Source organism: Sphingomonas adhaesiva, assembly GCF_036946305.1.
GTDB classification, from domain to species: domain Bacteria; phylum Pseudomonadota; class Alphaproteobacteria; order Sphingomonadales; family Sphingomonadaceae; genus Sphingomonas; species Sphingomonas adhaesiva_B.
Genome location: NZ_JAQIJJ010000003.1, coordinates 170190 through 196315, shown reverse-complemented (window position 1 = coordinate 196315; position 26126 = coordinate 170190). Strand labels below are relative to the sequence as shown.

The 26126-nt window shown below is 69.7% G+C and carries 19 protein-coding genes; 14 read left to right on the top strand and 5 right to left on the bottom strand.

What is annotated here, in order from left to right; translation table 11 throughout:
* The first annotated feature begins 102 nt into the window (after positions 1-102).
* From PGN14_RS04410 to PGN14_RS04375, 8 genes are all read left to right on the top strand, one after another.
* Positions 103-1311 carry a DUF1624 domain-containing protein gene (locus PGN14_RS04410; RefSeq protein WP_443019466.1) on the top strand — a complete coding sequence of 403 codons (1209 nt, stop codon included), beginning with the start codon at positions 103-105 and terminating at the stop codon, positions 1309-1311.
* Positions 1311-2456 carry an alanine racemase gene (locus tag PGN14_RS04405; protein WP_335298220.1) on the top strand — a complete coding sequence of 382 codons (1146 nt, stop codon included), beginning with the start codon at positions 1311-1313 and terminating at the stop codon, positions 2454-2456. The genes PGN14_RS04410 and PGN14_RS04405 overlap by 1 nt, the downstream gene beginning before the upstream one ends.
* Positions 2457-2461: 5 nt before the next feature.
* Entirely contained in the window at positions 2462-2839 is a 378-nt protein-coding gene (locus tag PGN14_RS04400) for a RidA family protein (RefSeq protein ID WP_335298219.1), read from the top strand.
* 4 nt (positions 2840-2843) lie between these two features.
* Positions 2844-4127, top strand: coding sequence for an NAD(P)/FAD-dependent oxidoreductase (locus tag PGN14_RS04395; RefSeq protein WP_335298218.1), 1284 nt, complete (start codon positions 2844-2846; stop codon positions 4125-4127).
* A 141-nt stretch (positions 4128-4268) separates the two neighbouring features.
* Positions 4269-5807: an ABC transporter substrate-binding protein gene (locus tag PGN14_RS04390; protein ID WP_335298217.1), complete on the top strand. Its 1539-nt coding sequence runs from the start codon at positions 4269-4271 to the stop codon at positions 5805-5807.
* Entirely contained in the window at positions 5804-6757 is a 954-nt protein-coding gene (locus PGN14_RS04385) for an ABC transporter permease (RefSeq protein WP_335298574.1), read from the top strand. The genes PGN14_RS04390 and PGN14_RS04385 overlap by 4 nt, the downstream gene beginning before the upstream one ends.
* Positions 6754-7581: an ABC transporter permease gene (locus tag PGN14_RS04380; RefSeq protein ID WP_335298216.1), complete on the top strand. Its 828-nt coding sequence runs from the start codon at positions 6754-6756 to the stop codon at positions 7579-7581. The genes PGN14_RS04385 and PGN14_RS04380 overlap by 4 nt, the downstream gene beginning before the upstream one ends.
* Positions 7578-9368, top strand: a complete 1791-nt coding sequence (locus PGN14_RS04375) for an ABC transporter ATP-binding protein (protein WP_335298215.1) — start codon at positions 7578-7580, stop codon at positions 9366-9368. Before PGN14_RS04380 ends, PGN14_RS04375 begins: the two co-directional genes overlap by 4 nt.
* Positions 9369-9527: 159 nt before the next feature.
* On the opposite strand, the gene PGN14_RS04370 is transcribed toward PGN14_RS04375, so the two are convergent.
* Positions 9528-10259, bottom strand: a complete 732-nt coding sequence (locus PGN14_RS04370) for a cupin domain-containing protein (RefSeq protein WP_335298214.1) — start codon at positions 10257-10259, stop codon at positions 9528-9530.
* Entirely contained in the window at positions 10256-10927 is a 672-nt protein-coding gene (locus tag PGN14_RS04365; RefSeq protein ID WP_335298213.1) for a haloacid dehalogenase type II, read from the bottom strand. Before PGN14_RS04365 ends, PGN14_RS04370 begins: the two co-directional genes overlap by 4 nt.
* Before the next feature lie 174 nt (positions 10928-11101).
* Here PGN14_RS04365 and PGN14_RS04360 point away from each other — a divergent pair, with 174 nt between their 5' ends.
* Together PGN14_RS04360 and PGN14_RS04355 are read left to right on the top strand one after the other, a co-directional pair.
* Positions 11102-12607 (top strand): tryptophan halogenase family protein, encoded by a 1506-nt coding sequence (locus PGN14_RS04360; protein WP_335298212.1) that lies wholly within the window; start codon positions 11102-11104, stop codon positions 12605-12607.
* 11 nt (positions 12608-12618) lie between these two features.
* On the top strand, positions 12619-13290 hold the full coding sequence (locus PGN14_RS04355; RefSeq protein WP_335298211.1) for a DUF6445 family protein: 672 nt from the start codon (positions 12619-12621) through the stop codon (positions 13288-13290).
* Between the two features lie 126 nt (positions 13291-13416).
* Here the strand turns inward: PGN14_RS04355 and PGN14_RS04350 are convergent, their stop codons facing one another.
* Both PGN14_RS04350 and PGN14_RS04345 read right to left on the bottom strand, forming a co-directional pair.
* On the bottom strand, positions 13417-15471 hold the full coding sequence (locus PGN14_RS04350; RefSeq protein ID WP_335298210.1) for a hypothetical protein: 2055 nt from the start codon (positions 15469-15471) through the stop codon (positions 13417-13419).
* A gap of 93 nt (positions 15472-15564) precedes the next feature.
* Positions 15565-18144, bottom strand: coding sequence for a TonB-dependent siderophore receptor (locus PGN14_RS04345; protein WP_335298209.1), 2580 nt, complete (start codon positions 18142-18144; stop codon positions 15565-15567).
* A gap of 128 nt (positions 18145-18272) precedes the next feature.
* On the opposite strand from PGN14_RS04345, the gene PGN14_RS04340 reads away from it, so the two are divergent.
* From PGN14_RS04340 to PGN14_RS04325, 4 genes are read left to right on the top strand one after another with little or no spacing between them, the layout of a single operon-like run.
* Complete coding sequence (locus PGN14_RS04340; RefSeq protein WP_335298208.1) at positions 18273-20537, top strand: glycoside hydrolase family 3 N-terminal domain-containing protein; 2265 nt, start codon at positions 18273-18275, stop codon at positions 20535-20537.
* A 59-nt stretch (positions 20538-20596) separates the two neighbouring features.
* The gene (locus PGN14_RS04335) at positions 20597-21433 is read left to right on the top strand and encodes an SDR family oxidoreductase (protein WP_335298207.1); all 837 of its coding nucleotides are present in this window, start codon (positions 20597-20599) and stop codon (positions 21431-21433) included.
* A 34-nt stretch (positions 21434-21467) separates the two neighbouring features.
* Entirely contained in the window at positions 21468-22142 is a 675-nt protein-coding gene (locus tag PGN14_RS04330; protein WP_335298206.1) for a response regulator transcription factor, read from the top strand.
* A 4-nt stretch (positions 22143-22146) separates the two neighbouring features.
* Complete coding sequence (locus tag PGN14_RS04325; RefSeq protein ID WP_335298205.1) at positions 22147-23466, top strand: sensor histidine kinase; 1320 nt, start codon at positions 22147-22149, stop codon at positions 23464-23466.
* On the opposite strand, the gene PGN14_RS04320 is transcribed toward PGN14_RS04325, so the two are convergent.
* Entirely contained in the window at positions 23456-26059 is a 2604-nt protein-coding gene (locus PGN14_RS04320) for a TonB-dependent receptor (protein ID WP_335298204.1), read from the bottom strand. The two genes, PGN14_RS04325 and PGN14_RS04320, sit on opposite strands and share 11 nt — an antisense overlap.
* Between the last annotated feature and the right edge of the window lie 67 nt (positions 26060-26126).

Sequence of the window (26126 nt, the reverse complement as noted above, 5' to 3'; positions counted from 1 at the left end):
ACGGCACGGCGGCGCACGATCCGATTCAAAGTCGATACATGTCGCTGGATCGATGGGATCAAGATGACCGATACCAGCATACCGACAACAAGCGAGGGCCATATGGGGGGAAGTGTCTCGATCGCATCCGGGCCGATCGCGGCCGGCGTCGCACCGCCGCGCGCGACACCCGCGGCGCGCACCCGGTTGCAGAATATCGACGCGCTGCGCGGCTTCGTCATGGTGCTGATGCTGCTCGACCATCTGCGCGAGACGTGGTTCGTGTACGTCCCCGTGGCCGATCCGGTCGATGCGCGCACGATCCTGCCCGCGCTGGGCTTCGCGCGCTTCGCCGCCAGCTTCTGCGCGCCGATCTTCGTCGCGCTCACCGGCCTCGGCGCCTATCTGTTCAGCGTCAGCCATTCGGCGGAAGAGACCACCGCCTTCCTGGTGAAGCGCGGGCTGATCCTGATGGCGATGGAGCTGTTCCTGCTGTCGCCGCTCTATTGGGGGATCGTGCCGCAGCCGACCTTCTGGCTGCAGGTGATCTGGTGCATCGGGCTGTGCATGATCGCGCTGGCGGGGTTGCGCCACCTGCCGCGCCCCGCGCTGATCGCGGTCGGGCTGGCGCTGGTGTGCCTGCACAACCTGCTCGATCCGATCCGGCTGACGTCCGACGACACGCTGTTCCCGCTCTGGGCGATGCTGCATCAGCGCGACACGTTCGCGCTGCCGCTCGGCTTCGTGGCGAAGACGACCTATCCGATCCTGCCCTGGATGGGGGTGATGATGCTGGGCTATGGCATCGGCGCGTGGTTCCGCGCCGACGTCGACGCCGCGGTGCGCGAGCGGCGGCTGGTGACGCTGGGCGTCGCGCTGATCGCCGGGTTCGTCGCGCTGCGGCTGCTGAACGTCTATGGCGACAAGCCGTGGTTCGTGGTCGCGGGCGATCCCGTCCGCACGCTGCTCAGCTTCATCTCGCTGACCAAATATCCCGCCTCGCTGCTGTTCCTGATGCCGACATTGGGGGGTGGCGCGCTGCTGCTGGCGCTGTTCGAGCGGATCGACCGCTCGCGGCTGATCGCCGCGCTGGCGGTGTTCGGCGGGGCACCGATGTTCTTCTACATCTTCCACCTCGCGGTGCTGCGCGTCTTCTATCACAGCGCGCTCGCCATCTGGGGGCCGAACCACGGCACCTATGTCGGCATCGACAATTACAACTGGATCTTCGTCTGGTACGTGGCATTGCTGGTGCCGCTGTACGTGCCGACCGCCTGGTTCTCGCGGCTGAAGCGCCGCCGCCGCGACATCGCCTGGCTGAAGTATTTCTGATGACCGCCGCCACCCCGCTGACCGGCATCGAGACGCCGGCGCTGCTGCTGGACCTGGCGACGTTCGACCGCAACGTCGCGCGGCTGCGCCGTCATCTCGACGCGCTGGGGGTGTCGTTCCGCCCGCATGTGAAGACCGCCAAGTCGATCGACCTCGCGCGCCGGCTGTTCCCGGACGGCACCGGCCCGATCACGGTATCCACGCTGGCGGAGGCGGAATATTTCGCCGACGGCGGCATCACCGACATCACCTATGCGGTCGGCCTCGCGCCGGAGAAGATCGCGCGCGCCCGCGCGCTCGTGGCGCGCGGCGTGTCGCTGGGGGTGCTGATCGACTCGATCGAGCAGGCGCACGCGCTGGCCGATGCGGCGGCGGACGGGGCGGCGATGCCCGGCGTGCTGATCGAGATCGACTGCGACGGGCATCGCGGCGGGCTGCTGCCGCATGACGCGACGATCGTCGCGATCGCCGACCGGCTCCGCGCCGGCGGCGTCGCGCTGCTGGGCGTGCTGACCCATGCCGGCGAATCGTACAACGCGCGCGGCGGCGTCGGCCTGCCGGAGATGGCGGAGGCGGAGCGTGCCGCCGCGGTCGCCGCGGCCGGGCTGTTGCGCGATGCCGGCCATGCCTGCCCCGTGGTCAGCGTCGGCTCCACCCCGACCGCGCATTTCGCGCGCGACCTGACCGGCGTGACCGAGGTGCGCGCGGGCGTGTTCATGTTCTTCGACCTCGTCATGCGCGGCATCGGCGTCTGCACGCTGGACGATATCGCGGTGTCGGTGCTGGCGACCGTGATCGGGCATCGCGCCGACAAGGGCTGGATCCTGACCGACGCCGGCTGGATGGCGATGTCGCGCGACCGGGGGACGCAGAAGCATCCCGTCGATCAGGGCTATGGCCTGGTCTGTGCGATGGACGGCACGCCCTTTCCCGACCTGATCGTCGGCGATGCCAGCCAGGAACATGGCATCCTGACGGTGCGTCCGGGCAGCGGCGCCACCCTGCCCGACCTGCCGGTGGGGTCGCGCGTGCGCATCCTGCCCAATCACGCCTGCGCCACCAGCGCGCAGCACGACCGCTATCATGTGCTGGACGACGGCGGCACGCGCGTCGCCGCGATCCTGCCGCGTATCCGGGGGTGGTGAACGGCATGGCGCACGATCTCTCGCCGCCCGGCGGCCACTATCGCCATGTCGCGCGCGGCGGCGGCCTGATCTTCACCGCGGGCCAATTGGGCATCCGCCCCGACGGCTCGCACACCGCCGAGCGGCCGTTCGAGGATCAGGTGCGCCAGGCGCTGGCCAACATGCTCGCCGCCGTCCGCGCCGGCGGTGCCGGGCCGGAGGGGATCGTCAAGGTCACCGCCTATATCGTCGGCGTCGAGAACTGGCCGCGGTTCAACGCCGTCTATGCCGAGGTGATGGGCGACCATCGCCCCGCGCGCACCGTCGTTCCGGTGCCCGAACTCCATTACGGCTATCTGGTCGAGATCGACGCGATCGCCGCCGCACCGACCGACGAAGGCTGATCCGATGAAGATGCACTCCTACTGGCTCGACACCGCGACGCCCTTTGCCAACGCGATGCCCGGCGGACCGGAGGGGGTGGCCGACGTCGCCATCGTCGGCGGCGGCTTCACCGGGCTGTCGGCGGCGCTGGCACTGGCGAAGAAGGGCGCCAGCGTCGTCCTGCTGGAGGCCGATCGCGTCGCGGGTGCCGCATCCGGGCGCAACGGCGGCATGTGCAACAACGGCTTCGCGCAGGATTATCACGGCATGGTCGCCGCGATGGGCGAGGCGCGCGCGGCGACGCTGTACCGCGCCTTCAACGCCGCGGTCGACAAGGTCGAATCGATCGTCACCGAGGAAGGGATCGACTGCCACTTCCAGCGCGTCGGCAAGCTGAAGGTCGCCGCCAGGCCCGAACATTACGACAAGATCGCGCGCTCGCAGGCCCTGCTGGCGAAGAGCGTCGACCCGGAAACGCGGATGCTACCGCGATCGGAACTGCGCACGGAGATCGGGTCCGACCGCTATTTCGGCGGCATGATCTATCCGCGCAGCGCCAGCATGCACATGGGCCAGTACGGTCAAGGGCTGGCGGAGGCCGCCGCCCGCCATGGCGCGCGCATCTATCAGGACAATCCGCTGACCAAGCTGACGCGCGTCGGCGGCACCGTGCACGAGGTGACGACCCCGCACGGCAGCGTGCGCGCCAACCAGGTGCTGCTCGCCACCGGCACGTCGCGGGTCGGCCCGCTCGGCTGGTTCCGCCGCCGGCTGATCCCGGTCGGCGCCTTCCTGATCGCGACCGAGCCGTTGCCGCAGGAGCTGCTCGACCGGCTGACGCCGCATCGCCGCAACACCACCGACACGCGCAACTTCGTCACCTATTTCCGTACCCTGCCCGGCAACCGCCTGTTGTTCGGCGGGCGCGCGCGCTTCTCCTCCTCCACCGACCCGCGTTCGGACGCGAAGAGCGGCGCGATCCTGCGCCAGTCGATGATCTCGGTCTTCCCCGAACTGGCCGATACCCGCATCGATTATTGCTGGGGTGGCCTGGTCGACATGACGCAGGACCGGCTGCCGCACGCGGGCGAGCGCGACGGCGTCTTCTATTCGATGGGCTATAGCGGCCACGGCACGCAGATGGCGACCTATATGGGATCGATCATGGCGGAGGTGCTGGACGGGCGGGCCGACCTGAACCCGCTCGCCGATCGCGGCGACTGGAACGCGATACCGGGCTATTTCGGCACGCCGTGGTTCCTGCCGTTCGTCGGCGCCTACTACAAATATCAGGATTGGGTGCGCTGAGGCACCCGCCCGGCACGGCCACCGCAGAATCTGCCGGGCAACGACGACGCAACCACCGCAGTCTTCCGTGGCGGTGCATCGAATTGGCAGGCAGGTGTGTCATGGTGCGGTAATCTCGATCGGGAGGACGAAGGGGCCGCGATGATCGATGTGATTTCCGCCGACATCTCCAGACGCACCCTGCTGGGCGGGCTGGCGGCGGGATTCGGCGCGGGTGCGGCGGACGCCATCGTCGCGCGCCCGCGCACCGGCGGGCGGATCCGCGTCGCGGGCGTCACCGCCTCCACCGCCGACACGCTGGACCCGGCCAAGGGCAACACCTCGACCGACTATATGCGGCATTTCATGCTCTATAGCGGGCTGACGCAATATGACGCGCAATTGCACGCGCGTCCCGGCCTCGCGGAGCGGATCGCGACGCGCGACAATGTGACGTGGCACATCCGGCTGCGCCGCGGCGTCCATTTCCATAACGGCAAGGCGCTGGATGCCGGCGACGTCGTCTATTCGCTGATGCGCCACCGCGACGCCGCCACCGGATCGAAGGTGAAGGCGGTGGCGGAACAGTTCGCCGCGGCACGTCGTACCGGCCCGCTCGACCTGGAGCTGCGGCTGACCGGCGCCAATCCCGACCTGCCGGTCATCCTGGCGGACTCGCATTTCCTGATCGTGGAGAACGGGCGGCGCGACTTCTCCACCGCCAACGGCACCGGCCCGTTCACGCTGCGCGCCTTCGCGCCGGGCATCCGCACCGTGGTGCGCCGCAACCCCGATTACTGGAAGCCGGGCCGCCCCTATCTCGACGAGATCGAGTTGATCGCGATCCCCGACGAGCTGTCGCGCGTCAACGCGCTGCTGTCGGGGGACGTGCAGGCGGTGCTGGCGGTCAACCCCGGCTCGGTCAAGCGCGTGCGCGCCTCTCCCCGGCACGCCGTCATGGAAACGAAATCGGGGCTGTTCACCGATCTGGTGATGCGCCGCGACCATCCGACCACCGGCAACGCCGATTTCGCGTTGGCGATGAAGTATCTGCTCGATCGCGAGCTGATCAAGCGCGCGCTGTTCCGCGGCTTTGCCACCGTCGCCAACGACCAGCCGATCTCGCCCTACGATCCCAACCACAATCCCGACATTCCGCAGCGCAAGTTCGATCCCGACCGCGCGCGCTTCCTGCTGAAGCGGTCGGGGCTGCTTAACGCGCGCCTGCCGGTCTATGTCTCGCCCGCCGCCAACGGATCGGTCGACATGGGATCGATCCTGCAGGAACATGCCGCGCGCATCGGGCTGAACCTCGCGATCAACCGCGTGCCCAGCGACGGCTATTGGTCGACGCACTGGATGCGCCACCCGCTGACCTTCGGCAATCTGAACCAGCGCCCGACCACCGACCTGATGTTCAGCCTCTTCTTCCAGTCCGGCGCGGTGCAGAACGAAAGCGGGTGGAAGGACGCGCGCTTCGACCGGCTGCTGCTGGAAGCGCGGCACACCACCGACATGGCGCGGCGCAAGGCGATCTACGGCGACATGCAATGGCTGGTCCACCAGCATGGCGGGGTCGGCATCCCCGTCTTCATCAGCCTGCTGGACGGGTTCGACCGCCGGTTGCGGGGCATGTTCTCGATCCCGCTGGGCGGGCTGATGGCGTACAATTTCGGCGAATACGCCTGGTGGGACGCATGAACGGCGCGGTGCGGCTGATCGCGAAGCGAGTCGGGCTGGCGTTCGTCACGCTGCTGCTGGTGTCGGTCGTCATCTTCACGATCAGCGGGCTGCTGCCGGGCGATGCGGCGCAGGAGGCGCTGGGCCAGGGCGCCACCGCGGATCAGGTCGCGGCGCTGCGCCACCAGATGGGGTTGGATCAACCCGGGCCGGTCCGCTACGTCCGCTGGCTAGGCGGGATCGTGACGGGCGATCCGGGCGTGTCGATGGTCGCGAACAAGCCGGTGGCCGCGATCATCTCCGAGCGCCTGCCCAACACGCTGACGCTCGCCGCGCTGGCGACGCTGTTCGCGGTGCCGTTTGCCTTCCTGATCGGGGTCGCCTCGGCGATCGCGCGCGGGCGCCGGCTGGACCGTGCGCTCAATGTGCTGACGCTGTCGATGGTCGCGCTGCCGGAATTCCTGGTCGCGACGATCGCGGTGCTGGTGCTGTCGGTGAAGCTGCTGTGGCTGCCCTCGATCGCGCTGGTGCCGCAGGATCCCACCCCGGCCGAGTTCCTGCGCGCCTATGCGATGCCGGTGCTGGTGCTGGGCATCGGCGTGATCGCGCAACTGGGCCGGATGATCCGCGCCGCGATCATCGCCGAGCTGGACCGCCCCTATGTCGAGATGGCGCGGCTGAAGGGCGTGCGCCCGGCGCGGCTGATCGTCCGCCACGTCCTGCCCAACGCCATCGGCCCCATCGTCAACGCGATGGCGCTCAGCCTGTCCAACCTGTTCGGAGGTGCGATCATCGTGGAGACGATCTTCAGCTATCCCGGTCTCGCCAGCCTGATGGTCAATGCCGTCACGTCGCGCGACATGCCGCTGCTGCAGGCGTGCGCGATGATCTTCTGCGCGACCTATCTGCTGCTGGTGCTGGCCGCGGACACGATCGCGATCCTCGCCAACCCCCGGCTGCGCCACGGATGAGGGCCACGACGCTTCTGCGCGCCGCGCGCCGCCTGCCGGTATCAGGCAAGGTCGGGCTGGCGCTCGTCCTTTTCTGGATCGCGATCGCGCTCGTCGGGCCGCTGCTCGCGCCTTATGCGCCCGGCGCCTTCGTCAGCGAGGAGGTGTTCGCGGGGATGAGCGCGCGTTTCTGGTTCGGCAGCGACTTTCTGGGCCGCGACGTGCTCAGCCGGCTGCTGATGGGCGCGCGCTTCACCGTCGGCCTGTCCGCGGTCGCGGTCGCGATCGCGGCGTCGCTGGGCACCGGGCTGGCGCTGACCGCCGCGGTCGCCCCGCGCTGGCTGGACGAACTGCTGTCGCGCGCGATGGACACGCTGATCTCGATCCCGTCGAAGATCTTCGCGCTGGTGCTGGTCGCCGCGTTCGGCTCCTCGCTCGTGCTGCTGACGATGATCGTCGCGATCACCTATGTTCCCGGCAATTTCCGCATCGCGCGCTCGCTGGCGGTGGGGCTGGCGCGGCTCGACTATGTCGAGGTGGCGCGCGCGCGCGGCGAGGGCCGCGTGCATCTGGCGCTGGTGGAGATGCTGCCCAACATGATCCGCCCGCTGATGGCGGATATCGGGCTGCGCTTCGTCTTCATCGTGCTGCTGCTGTCGGGGCTCAGCTTCCTCGGCCTCGGGCTCCAGCCGCCCGATGCCGATCTCGGCTCACTGGTACGCGAGAATGTCTCAGGGCTGGGCGAGGGCGCGCCGGCGATCCTGGTGCCCGCGATCGCGATCGCCAGCCTGACGGTGGGGGTCAACCTGCTGATCGACGCCGCGACGCAGGGGAAGGCGCGATGACCGCCGCCCCCCATGTCGAGGTGGCGGGCCTGTGCGTCACCGTGCGCGGCCCCGACGGCCAGCCGCTGCGCATCGTCGACGACGTGTCCTTCGCCATCCCGCGCGGCGAGGTGCTGGCGCTGATCGGCGAGTCCGGATCGGGCAAGACCACGATCGCATTGTCGCTGATGGGCTATGCCCGCGGCGGGGCGGCCCTGTCGGGAAGGGTCCGCGTCGGTGACGCCACGCTGGACGGCGCCCCGACGCTGGCCAGCCAGCGCGGCCACCGCATCGCCTATGTCGCGCAAAGCGCCGCGGCGGCGTTCAACCCGTCGCGGCGCATCATCGATCAGGTGATCGAGCCGGCGCTGATCCACCGCACCGCCAGTGCGGAGGCCGCACGCGAGCGGGCCATCGCGCTGTTCCGCGCGCTGGCGCTGCCCACGCCGGAGACGATCGGCGCGCGCTACCCGCACGAACTGTCGGGCGGGCAGCTCCAGCGGTTGATGGCGGCGATGGCGCTCATCACCCGCCCCGACCTCGTCATCTTCGACGAACCCACCACCGCGCTCGACGTCACGACGCAGGTGGAGGTGTTACAGGCGTTCCGCCGCGTCTTCCGACAGGAGGGCGCGACCGGCGTCTATGTGTCGCACGATCTGGCGGTGGTGGCGCAGGTGGCGGACCATATCCTGGTGCTGCAACGCGGCCGCGTGCGCGAGCAGAACAGCGCCAAAACGCTGATCGCCGCCCCGACCGACGATTATACGCGGATGCTGATGTCCGCCGCGCACCCGGTCGTCTCCGCCGCCAAGCCGCCGCCCGGCGCCGCGCCGCTGCTGACGATCGAGGGCGTCGTCGCCGGCTATGGCCCGGTCGATCGCACGGGTCGCCCCGCCAACCCGGTGCTGAGCGACGTGACGCTGTCGATCGCGCGCGGCGCGGCTGTCGGGGTGATCGGCGAGTCGGGATCGGGCAAGTCGACCGTCGCGCGGGTCGTCGCCGGGCTGCTGGCGCCGACCGCGGGCCGCGTCGCGCTGGACGGGGAGACGCTGGCACCCACGATCGCGGGTCGCACGCGCGACCAGCTGCGTCGCGTCCAGATCGTGTTCCAGAACGCCGATGTCGCGTTGAACCCCGCGCATAGCGTCCACGACATATTGGGGCGCGTGCTGCGCTTCTACCACGGGATGCGCGGCGCGGCCGTCGATCGCCGCGTCGCCGAACTGCTGGACCTGACGCGCCTGCCCGCCGCCGCCGCGCACCGCCGCTGCGACGAACTGTCGGGCGGGCAGAAGCAGCGCGTCAATCTGGCGCGCGCGCTGGCCGCCGAACCGGACGTGATCCTGTGCGACGAGGTCACCTCCGCGCTCGACACGGTGGTGCGCGGCGCGATCCTGGACCTGCTGGCGGAGCTGCGCCGCGACCTGGGGCTGGCCTATCTCTTCATCAGCCACGACATCGCGACGGTGAAGGCGCTGTGCGACGAGATCGTGGTCCTCTACAAGGGCACGCGCGTCGAACATGGCGCGTGCGCGACCTATGCCGCCGCGCCCTATCACCCCTATACCGACCTGCTGATCGCCTCGGTGCCGGAGATGCGCCGCGGCTGGCTGGCGGACGAGACCGCGCGGCGCGACGCCCCCCTTGCCGCCAGCGCGCCCGGAACGGAGCTGTGCCGCTTCCTGCCGCGCTGCCCGGTCGCGATCGCGGGCCGCTGCGACACCCTTCCGCCGCCGCTGCGCACGCTGGCGGCGGGCAACAGCGTGCTGTGCCACCGCACGGAGGATGAATTGGTCCAGGCGTAGGAACGATCGGTGCGGGCAGCACGAGCCCCACAGTCGCCGTCACCCCGGACTTGATCCGGGGTCCAGGTCCAAGCAAGAGTAACCGTGGTACGGGCGCGGAACCCTGGATGCCGGATCAACTCCGGCATGACGGGGTGTATCGAGCGAATGCCGCGCCGATCACCCCACCGGGCGGTAGATCACCCACAGCTTCGCGCAATCCTCCTCCGACAGCCAGGAGCAGCGCGCGCCCGGCAGGACGAGGAACAGGTCGCCCTGACGATAGGTACGACGCGCGCCTTCATCGTCCTCGAACGTCACCGATCCCGCGATCAGGTGCATCATCTCGGCATGCGGATAGTCGATGTGGCAACGCCGATAGGGCGTCGAATCCCACACGCCGCACGAAAACTCGCCATTGGGCGTCCGGTAATCGGTGTGGTTGCGGCACGACGGCACCGCGGATTGCAGCACGTTCGCCGCCGGCGGGTTGGACGGCGACAGGTCCGCGTCGAGATCGACCGGCACGATCCGGTCGGCACCGCCGCCCGGACCATTGTAGCGCACCACGATCGCGCACGTGCCCGCCGCGGCGGTCCAGTCGACCGTCACGCCCTGCGGCACCATCGCGCCGCGATCCGCGGCGAGCGTCACGCCGTCCAGCGCCAGCGCCCCCGACAGGACGAAGACGAACTCGTCGGCCGGGACGGTCGCCCGCCCCTGCCCCTCCAGCGTCATCACCGCGACGGTGACCGCGCCGTCGAACGGCAGCACGCGCCGTGCCGCGAACCATGCATCGCCGCCCTCGGCCGTCGCCACGCCCGCATCGGCATCCGCCGCGAAGGCGCGCAGGTCGATGACCGAGCGCAGCGTCTCGCCCGTGACGCGCACCGCCTCCGCGACCGCGCTCACAGCCCGACCAGCCCCGGCAGACCCGCGATGCTGGGGATCTCGTGCACCTCGTAATACGCGTTCAGCGGCTCGTGCCCGCGGTTGACGAACGCCTTCTTGCGGATGCCCATGTCATGCGCGGTCATCTGGTCGTAGCGGAAGCTGGAGGAGACGTGGAGCATGTCCTCCGGGGCGGCGCCCAGCCGGTCGAGCATATATTCGAACGCCTGCATCCGCGGCTTGTACGCCTGCGCTTCGTCGGCGGTATAGACGGCGTGGAATGGCGCCTCCAGCCGCGCGACGCTGTGCGGGATCAGGTCGACCATCGAATTGGACAGGATGACCAGCGGATATTCCGCCGCGACGCGCTTCAGCGGTTCGACCACGTCCGGGTGCGGGTTCCACGTCGGCACCTCGGCATAGATGCGCTCGACGTCGCTGTCGCGATATTCGACGCCATGCTTGGCGCAGGTGCGGCGCAGCGCGCCCTCCACCACGTCGCGATACGGCTTCCACGCGCCCAGCACCTCGTCCAGCCGATAGGCGGAGAAGCTCGCCTTGAACGCGGGCATCAGCTCCGCGCCGACACGCTCGCCGCCATAGACCCGCTCGGCCGCGGGAGCCATTTCGAAGTTGATGAGCGTGCCGTAGCAATCGAACGAGATGTATTTCGGCCTGAGACCCGCCATCGGTAGCTCCGCGACAAGAGTGGACACGCATAGGAATAACCGCTTCGCCCGATGCGATACGATGGATGCGGCGATCCGTGGGACATATCCTGCCGATTGCGCGGATCGCCCCGGCAGAGGCTGCGGCCCGATCCGCGGGTGGCGGCCCCGCGCGGCGCACGCTATGGGACGGGCATGGACCGCAACGGACGCGTCGAGCGCATCGTCATCCTGGGAGGGGGCACCGCGGGCTGGATGACCGCGGCGGCGCTGTCGCGCAGCTTCGGCCGCACGGTGGCGATCACGCTGCTGGAATCGGACGAGATCGGCACCGTCGGCGTGGGCGAGGCGACGATCCCCACGATCCACTGGTTCAACGAGCTGATCGGCCTCGACGAGCGCGACTTCCTGCGCGAGACGAAGGCGACGTTCAAGCTGGGGATCGAGTTCGTCGACTGGACGCGGCCCGGCCACCGCTACTTCCACCCCTTCGGCCACTATGGCGCGGCCTTGCCCGGCGTCGCCTTCCACCATCGCTGGCTGAAGGCGCAGGCGGAGGGCAGCGACGTCGCGCTGTCGGCGCTGTCGCTTGCGGCGCGGCTGGCGGCCGAGGGGCGCTTCGCCAAGCCGGTCGGCGATGCGCGCTCGATCCTGTCGACGCTGGGCTATGCCTATCATTTCGATGCCGGGCTCTACGCGCGCTACCTGCGGCGGCTGGCGGAGGCCAATGGCGTCATCCGGGTCGAGGGGAGATTGCGCGATGTCGAGCGCGACGGCGAAAGCGGCCGGGTCACCGCGCTGACCACCGAGCGGGGCGAGCGGCTGGCCGGCGAGTTGTTCGTCGACTGCTCCGGGTTCCGCGCGCTGCTGATCGACGGCGCGATGGGCGAGGCGCTGGAGGACTGGTCGCACTGGCTGCCGTGCGACCGCGCGGTGGCGGTGCCGTGCGCGCGCGTGGCGGCGACCACGCCCTATACGCGATCGACCGCACGCGCCGCGGGGTGGCAGTGGCGTATCCCGCTGCAGCACCGCACCGGCAACGGCTATGTCTTCTCCAGCGCCTATCTGAGCGAGGACGAGGCGACCGCGACGCTGCTCGCCAATCTGGATGGCGAGACGCTGGCGGAACCGCGCACCCTGCGCTTCGTCGCGGGCACCCGGCGGCGGCCGTGGCGCGGCAACGTGGTCGCGATCGGGCTGTCGTCCGGATTCCTGGAGCCGCTGGAATCGACCAGCATCCACCTGATCCAGAGCGGGATCGCGAAGCTGCTGACGCTATTCCCCGATCGCGACGTCGATCCCGCGCTGGCCGACCGCTTCAACCAGCTGTTCGCGCGCGACATGGACGGGGTGAAGGACTTCCTGATCCTCCATTATCACGCCACCAGCGGGCGCGAGGAGCCGTTGTGGCGGCATTGCCGCACGATGCCGCTGCCGGAAACGCTGGTCGCGCGCGAGGCGCAGTATCGCCGGTCGGGCCGGCTGATCCTCGATGGCGACGAACTGTTCCGCGAGGCGAGCTGGCTGGCGGTGCTCAACGGCCAGGGCGTCGTCGCCAGCGGCTACAACCCGCTCGCCGACGCGCTCGACGCCGACACCAACCGCGCGCAGGTGCAGCAGATCGCCGACGTCATCGCACGCGCCGCCCCCACGCTGCCGATGCACGACGATGCGCTGGCACAGCTGATCGGCGCAGGGTGACGGGGCGGGGGGTGACCGCGCCCGATCTGTCGGCGCGCCGCATCGGTGCGGAGGCGCAGCCGATCGCGATCGTCGACGGCTTCCACCCCGATCCCGCCGCGCTGCGGGCGGCCGCCGCGACCGCGCGCTTCGCACCGGGGCGCCACCATTATCCCGGCCTGCGCGCCGCGCTGCCGCCCGACTATTTCGCGGCGGTGCGCCCGGCGCTGACCGCGGTACTGGCGGGCGTGTTCGACCAGCGCGGCGGCGTGTCGCTGCTCGACGCCAGCTTCTCGATCGTGACGACGCCGCCGGACCGGCTGAGCGTCACCCAGCGCCTGCCGCATGTCGACGCGACCGACCCGGCGCGCATCGCGCTGGTCCATTATCTGGGCGAGGGCGACGGCACCGCCTTCTTCCGCCATCGCGCGACGGGCTATGAGACGGTCGATGCGGCGCGCGCGCCCGCCTATCTGGCGACGCTCAACGCCGAACTGCGCCGCGACGGGGATCCGCCCGCGACCTATGTCGCGGATTCGACACCGCTGTTCGAGCGGATCGCGCTGGTGGCGGCACGCCCCAACCGGGCCGTCATCTACCGCAGCGCGCTGCTCCACAGCGGCGCGATCGCGCCGGATGCGGTGCTGAGCGACGATCCCGCGCGCGGGCGGCTGACGGTGACGGCGTTTCTGTCGCTGGATTGAAGTGCCACCTCATCCCGTCACCCCGGGCTTGACCCGGGGTCCATCTCACCGCGCCCGCAACCGAGTCAGCGTGCGCGGAACGATGGATGCCGGATCAGATCCGGCATGACGATCGGCGAGGCCACCTCATTTGGGCGGCTGCACCGCCAGATACACCGTGCTCCACAGCTGTGCCGCATTGGATTCGTCCACGTCCTGCTTGCCCGCACCGAAGGCGACGACCTTGTAGCGACCGCCCTCGAACGCCCAGGACCACAGTTCGGAACTCTGCGTCGCGCGGGTCGCCTGGATCGCGCGCCACAGCGTCGCCTGCGCGCGCGTCAGCACCGTGCGGGTCGAGGCAGGCAGATCGCGCCGCGCCAGCTGGCGCTCCAGCCCCGCGGCGAACAGCGCCTGCTGCCATGACCAGACCACCGCGCCGTGATAGGCCGCCGGGGTGAAGCGGCCTTGCGCGGTCGCATCCGCCTGCGCCGCATTGGCCACCAGCATCCCGATGCCGGTCATCAGCCCCGCGGGAAACGGCCGCATCGCCGCGGTGACATAGGTTTCCAGTTCCGCGGGCGACGGATCGGCAAACATCAGCGCGAAGCCCTCGTCCGAATTGACGATCGGCACCGCCATGCCGCGCGCATCGAGCGACAGCGCATGGAAGGTAAGCGGCGCCGTGCCCAGCGACGCCAGCGCCGGCTCCGCGGGGATCTTCAGCGTGCGGGCATAGTCGCGCACCCGCGCGCTCGCCTGCGCGGCGGGGATGTCGACGCGGAACAGCGCCGGCGCCCGCTCGCGCCACACCCGCGCCATCCCCCCCGCCTGCGCCAGCGTCGCGCGGTCCTGCGGCGTCAGATAGGCGTCGAGCAGCCCGGCGCGCAGCATCCGTGCCGCGGCGTCGAGCGCCGCCGGAACGAACACCGCATTGACGTCATAGGCGTATCGTCCGCGCCCCAACCCCTCCTCGCTGTCGCGCCACTGACCGGTCAGCCGGCCGGACTTGATCGCGACCAGCCGATCGAATGCGGGCGCTTGGGCGAACGGCTGCGCGGTGGCGACGACATAGCGCAGGTTGCGCACCAATGCCCTGCCCGCGGGTTCGACGGTGCCGGGCATGCCCTCGCTCGTCATCGTCTGCGCCAGGAAGCGGCGCGCCGTGGCGCGATCCGCATGGTCGAGCAGATAGGTCGCGGCGACCGGCGCCAGCATGTAATCGTCGTCGATCATCGCATAATCGAGCACCGCCGCATCGCCGCTGCCGCCATGCTGGCGCCGGTCGACTACCGCGAATTCGCCGATGCCTTCCTCATGCGCGACATCGCCCCGATGATCGAGCCGCGCCAGCACCGATCCCAGCCCCGCCTCGATCGCGCGCGGCTGCAACACCGGCATCAGCAGCCGCACCGACATCAGCGTGTCGCGCCCGAAATAGGTCTGGAACCGCCACGACCCCGCCAGGAATTTCTCACGATAGCTGAGGAAGCGCAGCGCATCGCGCGCCGCGGGATCGTTCGCGGCGCGATCGTTGAGCAGGTCGCGCGTCGCCAGGCCGGTCAGCGGGGTCTCGCCGGTCGCCGCGGTGATGCGCAGCCGGATGCGCCCGTCCGCCCCGGGGCGGATCGTCACTCCGTCGAACGTGCCGCCGGTCACCTCCAGCTTGAGATAATAGCCCGGTGCGCCGTCCAGCCGCTTGCGATACGCGCCGATCGTCCGGCTGGCGACGACCAGCGTCGGCTCGATCCCCTCCGGCACGCGCCCGACCGATTGATAGTCGCGCAGGAAGCGGATCGAAGACAGCACCGTCTTGTGCAGCCGCAGCGCGGGCGCGTCGATGCTCGCTTCCGCGACGATGCCATGGAGCATGCGGCCCGCCGCACCATCCGGCTCGGGCAGCGTCAGCGCGCGCGGCGCCTGTTCCAGCCGCCATGTCGCGGGGCGATCGAGCCTCTCGAACCACTCGCCCGCGCCACTGTTGCCCGCGGGGAAGGCGACCAGGATGCGCGGATCGGTGCCGTTGCGCAGCAGCAGGTGCGCCGCCACTGTGCCGTCGCGCACGAAGGCGTTGAGATTCTGCCCCTCGGTCAGCTGGTACGCCAGCTCGGGCGCGGGTGCGGGAACCGCGCGTTGCGCCACCGCCACGCCGGCCGCCGTCACCAGCGCCGCGCCCAGCATCATGCGCGCCATGTTCGTCATTGCCGTCTCCTTCGACGAAGTGCCGTTAACGAACGGGGGCGCCGCGACCGTTCCCGGTCACGACGCCCCCTGTCCTTACTGTAGCCGATCCGATCAGAAGCGGAAGGTCACCGATCCGCCATAGGTCGGGCCGACGATGCCACGGGCGTAGAAATAGCCGTCGGTGATCGCCTGCGTCTGCCCCTGCCGCGGATTGCCCTCGGTCAGGCCGACGACGTTGAAGATGTTCTCCGCATTGAAGCTGACCTGCAGCGTCGGCGTGATGTTCAGGTTCACGCCCGCGCTCGTCACGCCATAGCTGGGCAGCGCGACGCCGTTGCCGGCATCGGCGAAGATCTGGCCGATGAACTTGTACCGGCCGAAGATCTCGCCCAGTCCGTTGGGCAACGTGATCGCCGGGGTGACCGTCCACAGCTGCGCCGGGGTACGCTCCGGACGATTGCCCGCGTAGCGCGACTGGGTGGTGCCGTCGATCTGCAGGTTGACCAGCTTCGGATCCTGGAACACGCCCTGGAAATCGACCGAGAACCAGCGGATCGGCCGCACCATGACGTCGATCTCGATACCCTTGGTGCGCAGGTCGGCGTTGATGTTCTGCTGCTGCGTCGGATTGTCGGGATTGGCGAAATTGTAGTTCTGATCGTCGAAGTTGGTGCGGAACACCGTCACCGACCCGCTGAAGATGCGCGCATATTGATAGCGCACGCCCGCTTCGTACAGCTTGATCGTGGTGATCGGGTCGACGTTGTTCGTCTGGAACCCGTCCGCATAACGGCCATAGACCGACAGGCTGGGGGTGATCAGATAGTTGGCACCGACCGTCCAGGCGATCTTGTCCTGCTTGCGACGCCGCACGTCGAACTGACCGGCGAAAGTCGAGCCGACCGTGGTCAGCACGCCGCCCTGCCCGACCGGCACCAGCTGCTCAAACCCGCCGTTCGCCGCGACGATGCGACGCGACGCATCGGCCGCCGCCGCATTGCGGCCGTCGAGCGCGACCGCGCTGTCCTGCTCCCAGCGGATGCCGCCGTCGATGCGCAGGTTGCCGAACGCGATTTCGTCGTTGGCATAGAGCGAGATCGTCTCGTCCTTGCGCTCGCGGATGCCGTTGCCCCAGTCGCCATAGGACACCAGCCCGCTGTCGGTCAGCGAACCGATGACACCATTGGCACCGTTCAGCGCCACGATGTCATAGACATCGCTGTTGTTGCGCACGTCGTTGACGACGCTGGCGGTGGCCGACTGGTCCTGGTTGCGCTTCACATTGTAATACATCGCGCCGAGCGTCAGCGAGTTCTTGATCGAACCCGATTCGAACTCCCAGCGGCCGCCCGCGTTGATTCCCAGATCGCGCCCGTCGACACGATCGTGGTTCAGCGTGGTACGCTGAAGGAAGCCGTTGCCGTTCAGCGCGTTGAGCGTGGCGGTCTCGTTCGACCCGATGACCTGCCCGGTGCGGATGTTGCGGATGCCGAAGCGCGTCGCGGTCGGGAACGCCGCCTGGCCCAGCGTCAACAGGCTGTTTATCGGCGAATTCGCCCCCGGCGTCAGGTAGTTGACCGCGCTGGCCAGCCCTGCGTTGCCGGTGCCCGATCCGGGGAACAGGCCGTTGAAGTCATAGGTATAGTCGATGTAGCGGCCACGCGCGAACAACGTGATCGCGTCCGACACCGGCAGGTCGATGTCGAGCCGCGCCTGATTGTAGAAGGAGCGGATGCCGTCGCGATAGCGGAACGGGCGATAGCCGGTGGGCGAGACATAGGTCGACACCGGCACGTTGATCGAGCTGAACGCGTCGCCGCCGATATTGTCGCGCTGGATGTCGAAACCGGGGATGCTGGTCGGCTCGCCGTTCTGGAAACGATAGGGCGAGGAGGCGTAATAGGCCGTCTCGATATCGCCGCGGCGGCCGGACAGGCGGATCGAGCCGCCCGACGGAAGGCGATATTCCAGCGAGCCCTTTATACGATAGCCGGCGTAATCGAACGGATTGCGGCGCACCCCGGGGCTGCTCTGCACATAGCCGCCGAAGTTGAACGCCAGGTTCTCGCTGAGCGGGGCCGAATAGTAGAAATCGGCGCGCTTCAGCCCGTAATTCATCCCGGTCAGGCGCACCGCGCCCTCGAATTCCTTGAAGTTCGGCCGCTTGGAGATGAAGTTGATCGTCGCGCCCGCGCCGTTGACGGTCAGCACGCCCGACGAACCCCCCTTCACCGCTTCCAGCCGGTCGATCGTCAGGTCCTGCTGGAAGAAGAAGTCCGCACCGCCGCCGCCGTACAGGATCGGCATGCCGTCCTCTTCGAGCTGGACGAAGCGCTGCCCGCCGCCCTGAAGGCCGCGCACGGAATAGTTGTTCGACGCCTCGCCCGCGGTCGCCTCGACGAAGATGCCGGGCACCAGCTCCAGCATGTCCGCGGTCGAGCGCGGCGCGCGGCGGTCGATATCCTCGCGCGTGGCATAGGTGATGTCGGCGGACGAGGTGATCAGCGGACGGTCGCGCGTGGTCTGCCCGGTCACGACGATGACGTCCTGCGACTCGTCGGTCTGCGCCGATGGCGCATTCTGTCCGGCATCGGCATCGCTGGCGACGGTCTGTGCGACGGCCATCGTCGGCAGCAGCGCCGCCCCGGTCAGCAGCAGCGCACGCGCGCTGAAGCGGTTGACGATCGACATGGTCCTCTCCCTGTTACTCACGACTCTCGACCCCGCATTTCCCCTGGGGCGAATGGCGGCGCGCTAGACCAATGAAGATGGTTATCGCAATATATCATTCGGAGGACGCGTGCGGATGAGGACACAGTGTGACTGACGCGCAACAGACGCTACGGCGCCGCGACCTCCTCCGCGCCGCCGCATGGTTGTCGGCGGGGGTCGCGCTGCCCCGGACCGCGGCGGCGACGGTGCGGATCGACGCGCTGGTCGCGGCGATGACGCTGGAGGAGAAGGCCGGGCAGCTCAGCTGCTTCAACGACGAGGTGCGCCCGGTCGGCGCGGTGTTCAATCCGGTCGTCGATGCGCGCGGCGCGGCGACGATGCTGGACGATATCCGCGCCGGGCGCATCGGCATGCTGTTCAACGGCTATGGCGTCGCGGGCGCGCGCCGGGCGCAGGAGGCCGCGCTGGCGAGCCGGCTGCGCATCCCGCTGGTCTTCGCCGCGGACGTCATCCACGGCTGTCGTACCATCTTCCCGATCCCGCTGGCGGAGGCGGCGGCCTTCGACCCCGCTCTGTCGGAACGCGCCGCGCGCGCCGTGGCGCGCGAGACGACCGCGGGCGGCATCCACTGGACCTTCGCGCCGGTGGTCGACGTGGCGCGCGACCAGCGCTGGGGCCGCGTGGCGGAGGGCGCGGGCGAGGACGTGCTGCTCAACCGCCGCCTCGCCGCGGCGCGGGTGCGCGGGTTCCAGGGCGCCGACCTGCGCCGTGCCGACGCGCTGCTCGCCACGCCGAAGCATTTCGCCGGCTATGGCGCGGTGCGCGGCGGCATGGAATATGCCGCGGTCGACATGAGCGACGCGGAATTGCGCGAGACGTTCCTGCCGCCGTTCAGCGCCGCCTTCGCCGCGGGGGCGGGTGCGACGATCGCCTCGTTCACCGATTTCAACGGCGTGCCGGTCACCGCCAACCGCCACCTGCTGACCGACGTGCTGCGCGGCGACCTGGGGTTCGCGGGGGTGTGCGTGTCCGATTACGACGCCGATCGCGAGCTGATCGCGCACGGTGTCGCGGCGGACGAGGCGGATGCCGCGCGGCTCGCCCTGCTCGCCGGGATCGACATGTCGATGCAGAGCGGACTGTACGTCCGCCACCTGCCCGCGCTGGTGCGCGACGGGCGCGTCCCGATCGAGGCCGTCGACCAGGCGGTGCGCCGCGTCCTCGCGCTGAAGGACGCACTCGGGCTGTTCGACGATCCGTATCGCTCGCTCGATCCGCGGATGGAGACGCGCGCCACCGCCACCCCGTCGATCAAGGCACTGGCGCGCGAGGTCGCGACGCGCGCGATCGTGCTGCTGCGCAACGATGGCGACCTGCTGCCGCTGCCGCGCGCGGGGCGGCGCATCGCGCTGATCGGGCCGTTCGGCGCCGACACCGCGCACCTCAACGGGCCATGGTCGTTCGCGGGCGATGCGCGAGCCGGCGTCGACCTCGCCACCGGGCTGCGCGCCGCGATGGCGGACGCGCGATCGCTGGAGGTGGAGCCGGGATGCGCGGTCGACGCCGACCTGCCCGGCGGTATCGACCGCGCGGTCGCCGCGGCGCGGCGCGCGGACGTCGTCCTGCTCGCGATCGGCGAGGGCGGTGACATGTCGGGCGAGGGCAACAGCCGCGTGTCGATCACGGTGCCGGCGGCGCAACAGCGGCTGGCGGAAGCGGTGACGGCAGCAGGCAGGCCGGTCGTGGTGCTGCTGCGCCACGGCCGTGCACTGGCGCTGGAGGGGGCGGTGCGCGACGCGCCGGCGCTGCTCGCCACCTGGTTCCTGGGTGAACAGACCGGCCATGCCGTCGCCGACATCCTGTTCGGACGCGTCGAGCCGACCGGGCGGCTGCCGGTCAGCTTCCCGTTCGCCACCGGGCAGCAACCCTGGTCCTACGACCATCGCGCGACGGGCCGCCCCGCCCCGGCGGACGCGCCGATGGCACCGGGGCGCAGCCACTGGCGCGACGCGCCTGACGCCGCGCTCTATCCGTTCGGATCGGGGCTGGGCTACACCCGCTTCCGCCTGTCCGACCTCAGCGTGCCGGCGCGCGTCGCGAGCGGCGCGGTGGTGCCGGTGACGGTGCGCGTGACCAACATCGGCGCGCGCCGCGGCACCGCGCTGGTCCGCGTCGACCTGCACGATCGCGTCGCCAGCCGCACGCGCCCGGTGACGCAGATGAAGGCGTTCGATCGCGTCACGCTGGCGCCGGGCGCGGAGGCGCTGCTGACGCTGACGATCGCCGGCGACGATCTCGCGCTGGTCGCGGCGGACGGACGCTGGGCGATCGAACCGGGTGCATTCGACGTGCGGGTGAGCGCCGGCACCGATGCGATCGCGACCGGGGCGTTCGAGGTGACCGCCGGCTGATCGCGCTTGCCCTGCCCGCCCCCGCGCGGCAACGCTGGCGCCGAAAGAGGAGAGACGGAATGACCGATCACGTTAGCGGCAAGGCCATCGTCATCACGGGTGCGGGCGGCGGCTTCGGCCGGCTGGTGGCGCAGAAGGCGGCGGCGCGCGGCGCGCTGGTCACTTGCGGCGATATCGACGCGGCGGCGGCGCAGGCGACCGCAGATGCGATCGTCGCGGCGGGCGGCACCGCACAGGCGCTGGCGGCGGACGTAACCCAGCCGGAGCAGGTCGCGGCACTGGTGCAGGCCAGCGTCGCCGCACACGGCCGCATCGACGTGATGGTCAACAATGCCGGCATCATGCCGCTGGCCTTCTTCTCCGACCATCCGACCGCGCATGCCGCGTGGCTGAAGTGCATCGACATCAACATCAAGGGCGTGCTGAACGGCATGGTCGCCGCCTATGACCCGATGATCGCGGCGGGGCGCGGGCAGATCGTCAACATCTCCTCGATCTACGGCAATTTCCCCGTCATCGGCGCCGCGGCCTATGGCGCCAGCAAGGCGGCGGTGAACTTCCTGTCGGAATCGTTCCGGCTGGAGACGCGCGGCAAGATCAAGGTGACGACGGTGAAGCCCACCGGCGTGCCCGCCACCGGGCTGGGCGCCGGCGTCATCAACCCCGCCGCGGTGGTCGGCATCCTGGGCTATAACATGCAGGCCTATGGCGAGCTGGCCGGGGCGATGGGCGACGGATCGGTCGCGCCCGAAAAGCTGGATGCCGAACAGATGGACTATCAGTCGCTCGCCCCGGAGCATATCGCGGACGCCGTACTCCATGCGATCGACCAGCCATGGGGCGTATCGATCGGCGAGGTGACGGTGCGCGCCGCGGGCGACCATTTCATCCTGTAACCGACACGCGCATCGATCGAGGACGGAGCGGCCGATGGACCTGCTGATCGTGGAGGACGACCGCGACTATGCCACCGCCTTGCAGGTGGAACTGGCCGCGCTGTCGCACGACGTCACCGTCGCCGCCTCCGGACCGGAGGCGCTGACCGCGGTCGATGCGCGCGCATTCGATGCGGTGGTGCTCGACTCGATGCTGCCGGTGCTCGACGGCCCCACCGTGGTGCGCCGGCTGCGCGAGCGCGGGCATCACCTGCCGGTGCTGATGCTGACCGCGCTGGGGCTGGCCACCGACAAGGTGGGCGGGCTGGATGCCGGCGCGGACGATTATGTCGTCAAGCCGGCCGCCGCGATCGAGATCGACGCCCGGCTGCGCGCGTTGATCCGCGCGCGCGGCTGGACCGGGGCGGACGGCGATACGGTGCGTGCGGGCGATATCGTGGTCAGTCCGGGGCAATATCGCGCGTGGCGCGGGCAGCGCCCGCTCGACCTCGCCAATCTGGAATTCAAGCTGCTGGCGGAACTGGCGCGCCACGCCGGCAGCTTCGTCACCCGCGCCATGCTGATCGAGCGGGTCTGGGGCTATGACTTCGAACCGGCGACCAATATCGTCGACGTGCAGGTCCGGCTGCTGCGCCGCAAGCTGACCGCCGGGGGCGAGGCGGATCCGATCACGACCAAGCGCGGCGTCGGCTATATGCTGGCCGGGTGACGCGATGCGGCTGCGGACGCTGACCGCGCTGTTCCTGGCGGCGTTCGCGCTGGTCACCGCGCTGACCGGCTATGCCATGTTCGATGCGTCGCGCCGCGCGATCGCGACCTTGGTCGATCGCCGCATTGACGGCGTCGGCGATGCGCTGCTGGAGGAGGTGCGCCCGGGCGACGCCGCGACCATCCTGACGCGGATCGCGGCGTTCTCGCGCCAGCGCGACAGCGGCGACATCGGGTTCGAGTTGCGCGATGCGCGCGGGCGGCGGCTCGGCGGCAACGTCGCGCTGTCGCGCCCGGTCCCGACCGGCTTTTCCGCCATCACGCGCACCGATCGCATCGCCGGGCTGAGCGCAGGCCGCGCGCAGTCGCGCGACGTCGGCGGCGGCATGTCGCTGGTGATCGTCGCGGAGACGGAGCCGATCGACGGCTTCGCCGCGATCCGGGTACGCAACTACCTCATGGGTTTCGGGGTGATCGCCGCGATCGCGCTGGCGGGCATCGCCGCCTTCGGCCTCGTCGTGCGCCGCCGGATCGAGGAGGTGCGCACCACCGCGCTGGCGATCATCGACGGCGACCTGTCGCGCCGCGTGCCGGTGGCGCCGCACGGCGGCGTGTTCGCGGAACAGGCCGCCACGTTCAACCGGATGCTCGACCGGATCGCGACGCTGGTGGAGGGGTTGCGCCATGTCGGCAGCGACGTCGCGCACGACCTGCGCACCCCGCTCGCCCGGTTGCGCAGCCGGCTGGCGGTGGCCGCCGCGCGGACGCCGGGCGCGGAGCTGGAGGCGGCGCTGGCGCAGTGCGACGAGCTGCTGGCGATCTTCACCGCGATCCTGCGCATCGCGGAGATCGACACCGGCGACCGCCGCGCCGCTTTCCGCGCCGTCGATCTCGCCGCGCTCGCGGCGGAGGTGGTCGAGACGCTGGGCGAGGTGGCGCGCGACAGCGGTCATCGCCTGACGCTGGAGCGGACCGAACCGGCGACCATCGCCGGCGATCGCCAGCTGCTGAGCCAGGCCGCGCTCAATCTGGTCGAGAACGCGCTCCACCACACCCCGCCCGGCACGCGGGTGACGCTGTCGGTGGAGCGCACCGCCGACCGCGTGCGGCTGTGCGTGCGCGATACCGGCCCCGGCATCGCGCCGGAGCATCATGCCACCGCGCGGCGCCGGTTCGGGCGGCTCGACGTCAGTCGCAACCGCCCGGGGCACGGGCTGGGCCTGCCACTGGTCGACGCGATCGCCGCGCTGCACGGCGGCACGCTCGACCTGGACGATGCGCGGCCGGGGCTGTCGGCCGCGCTCGTCCTTCCTCTTAGAAGTTGACCAGCGCCTCGACGCCGTAGGTACGCGGCGCGTTGAAGTTGCCGTAATCGCCCAGCACGTTGTTGATGCTGCCCGAGGTCACGTTGGTGGTCGGCGCACCGGGCAGGCTGTTCGACGGATCGCGGCGGAAGATATACTGCGTGTCGAACAGGTTGCGGCCCCACAGCGCGACCGTCATCTTCTGCACGCCGTCACCCAGCGCGATATCGCCCAGCGCGATGCGGCCGTTGACGATGAACGACGCGTCCGCCTTGGTCGCGAACTGGTCGAACGCCTGCGTCGCCTGCGCGTAATTGGCGTCGAGGTGGAAGCGCAGCTTGCTGTCGTTGCCCACCGGCAGCGCGTAATCGACCGATCCGGTCGCCGCGTTGCGCGGCGTGAAGACGATGTAGAAGTTCTGCAGCACCTGCGTGCTGGTGGTCACGCCCGCCGCGCTGGTGACGCTGTTGGTGATGAGCACCGGCGGGATGCGGGTGTAGGTATAGGCGTAGGAGGCGTTGAGCGTCAGGTTCTCGACCGGCTGTACGGTCAGCTCGGCCTCGATCCCGCGGATCTTGGTGGTGCCCGGCGCATTGATCGTGACCAGATTGTTGAAATTGCCGGTCGCGGTCGTCTGGATCGAGCTGATGTCGACCTGGCTGTCCTTGCGGTCCATGATATAGCCCGCCAGGTTCAGCCGCACGCGGCGATCCCAGAATTGCGTCTTCAGCCCGACTTCGTAGGACTTCACGTCCTCCGGGTTGAACGCCTGATAGTTGGACGTGCGCGAGCTGGCGCCGCCAGCGCGATAGCCGGTGGCGTACTTCACATAGCCGTGGACATCGCTGGTGAAGTCATAGGCCAGCGTCACCATCGGGTTGAAGCGATCCCAGCTGGCGTCGAGCGGCTTGTACCCGTTCGCCGCCGCCGCGGTGGGATTGGTCACGTAATTGACGTTGCGCGAGAACAGCAGTGCGCCGCGCTTCTTGTCATGGGTATAGCGGCCCCCGGCGGTCAGGTGGAGCGCGTCGGTCGCGTTCCACGTCACCTGGCCATAGGCGGCGTAGCTCTTCGACACGACCGCGGAGGCGCGGTCGATCGAGCGGCAGCCTGGCTGCGACCCGGCGGGCGAGGTGGTGCCGCCGACCGGCAGCCCATTCACGACGGTGAAGCCGGTGGTGATGGTCGCGCACGGATCGACCACGCTGATCTGGCCGGTCGCCGCATTGTAGAAGTTGGAGTTGGGCGTCGCCGCATCGTCGCTGACGTGTTCGTTGAAGTAGAACAGGCCGGCGACATAATCCAGCCGGTCGACGGTGCCGACCGCCTGGAATTCCTGGCTGAACTGGCGCTGGCGCAGGTCGGCGAGCGAGTAGCGGCTGAACAGCGCGCCGTTATAAGGCGTACCGTTGATGACGACATTGCCCGGGTTATAGACCGGCACGCGGTGCGCACCGCCCGAATTGTCCCATTGCGTCGCATCCACGCCGCGCCATGCAGTGATCGAGCGCAGCTCGACCTCGGGCGACAGCTTGTACTTCAGGATGTTGGTGAAGCCGTGCGTCTGGTCAATGCTGGGCTGCTGCGGCACGCCGATGTCGGCGACCTTCATGCGGCTGTTGCCGTTGACGACGACGCCGGGCATCAGCGCCTTCACATTGCCGGTCAGCGTGGTGTACGCGCTGCCCGGCAGGTAGCAGGCGGGCGCGGCCGATTGCGCACCCGCGACGCAGCCATTGGGATTGTAGTTGAGCAACTGGCTGTAGAACGGCGAGTTCTTGTCCTGCCCGTAATCGTAGGAGAAGTCGTTCGTCAGCGCGTCGGTCGGCGCCCAGCGCACCGCGGCGCGACCGCCCTGGCGGTCGAAATAGTTCCAGCCGGTCTGGCCCGCGAGCGGGTTCTTGGTGGTCGCGCCCTGATACTGGATCACGCCGTCCAGCTTGACGCTGAAGTTATGATATTCCGGCAGGTCGAGGTGCAGCTCGCCATTGTACGCGCCGTAATTGCCGATCCCGGCGCGCACGCGGCCCTCGAACTTGCCCGACGGCGCCTTGGTGACGATGTTGAGCGCGCCGCCCTCGGTATTGCGGCCGAACAGCGTGCCCTGCGGCCCCTTCAGCACCTCGATCCGCTCGACGTCGAACAGCGCGGCGTTCAGGCCGTGCTGGCGGCCGAGATAGACGCCGTCGACATAGATGCCGACGCCCTGTTCGCGCGCCGGCTGGTTCGCGTCGAGCGGCACGATACCGCGGATACCGACCGTCAGCGCGCTCTGGCGCGCCTCGAACGTGGCGACACGCAAGCTGGGCACGCCGCCGTCAGCGAGATCGTACAGGCTCTGGACGTGGCGATCGACCAGCGCGGGCGCGCCGAGCACGCTGATCGCGACCGGGGTCTGCTGCAGGTTCGTTTCGCGGCGCGTCGCGGTGACGACGATGTCGGCCATCTGCTCGCCCTCGGCCGCGGGGGCATCGGCCGGGGTTGCGGCAGGCGCATCGGCGGCGGCGACCGGCGTCGCGTCGGGCGACGTCGGCGCGGCGTGCGCGGCGACGGGTACGAGAGTCGCCGCGAAGCCCGCGAGAAGGCGCGCGCGCACGCTCGAACGGAAAGTCATTTCAGATGGTCCCCTTGGTGGCCGTATGGCTGTGAGGGGGCCGTTAAAGCGATTCGGCGGCGTGGCG

Bases quoted from the DNA above. Each gene is read 5' to 3' on its own strand.
- PGN14_RS04410 (WP_443019466.1), top strand. From the start codon at position 103: ATGGGGGGAAGTGTCTCGATCGCATCCGGGCCGATCGCGGCCGGCGTC.
- PGN14_RS04405 (WP_335298220.1), top strand. From the start codon at position 1,311: ATGACCGCCGCCACCCCGCTGACCGGCATCGAGACGCCGGCGCTGCTG.
- PGN14_RS04400 (WP_335298219.1), top strand. From the start codon at position 2,462: ATGGCGCACGATCTCTCGCCGCCCGGCGGCCACTATCGCCATGTCGCG.
- PGN14_RS04395 (WP_335298218.1), top strand. From the start codon at position 2,844: ATGAAGATGCACTCCTACTGGCTCGACACCGCGACGCCCTTTGCCAAC.
- PGN14_RS04390 (WP_335298217.1), top strand. From the start codon at position 4,269: ATGATCGATGTGATTTCCGCCGACATCTCCAGACGCACCCTGCTGGGC.
- PGN14_RS04385 (WP_335298574.1), top strand. From the start codon at position 5,804: ATGAACGGCGCGGTGCGGCTGATCGCGAAGCGAGTCGGGCTGGCGTTC.
- PGN14_RS04380 (WP_335298216.1), top strand. From the start codon at position 6,754: ATGAGGGCCACGACGCTTCTGCGCGCCGCGCGCCGCCTGCCGGTATCA.
- PGN14_RS04375 (WP_335298215.1), top strand. From the start codon at position 7,578: ATGACCGCCGCCCCCCATGTCGAGGTGGCGGGCCTGTGCGTCACCGTG.
- PGN14_RS04365 (WP_335298213.1), bottom strand. From the start codon at position 10,927: ATGGCGGGTCTCAGGCCGAAATACATCTCGTTCGATTGCTACGGCACG.
- PGN14_RS04360 (WP_335298212.1), top strand. From the start codon at position 11,102: ATGGACCGCAACGGACGCGTCGAGCGCATCGTCATCCTGGGAGGGGGC.
- PGN14_RS04350 (WP_335298210.1), bottom strand. From the start codon at position 15,471: ATGACGAACATGGCGCGCATGATGCTGGGCGCGGCGCTGGTGACGGCG.
- PGN14_RS04345 (WP_335298209.1), bottom strand. From the start codon at position 18,144: ATGTCGATCGTCAACCGCTTCAGCGCGCGTGCGCTGCTGCTGACCGGG.
- PGN14_RS04335 (WP_335298207.1), top strand. From the start codon at position 20,597: ATGACCGATCACGTTAGCGGCAAGGCCATCGTCATCACGGGTGCGGGC.
- PGN14_RS04330 (WP_335298206.1), top strand. From the start codon at position 21,468: ATGGACCTGCTGATCGTGGAGGACGACCGCGACTATGCCACCGCCTTG.
- PGN14_RS04325 (WP_335298205.1), top strand. From the start codon at position 22,147: ATGCGGCTGCGGACGCTGACCGCGCTGTTCCTGGCGGCGTTCGCGCTG.
- PGN14_RS04320 (WP_335298204.1), bottom strand. From the start codon at position 26,059: ATGACTTTCCGTTCGAGCGTGCGCGCGCGCCTTCTCGCGGGCTTCGCG.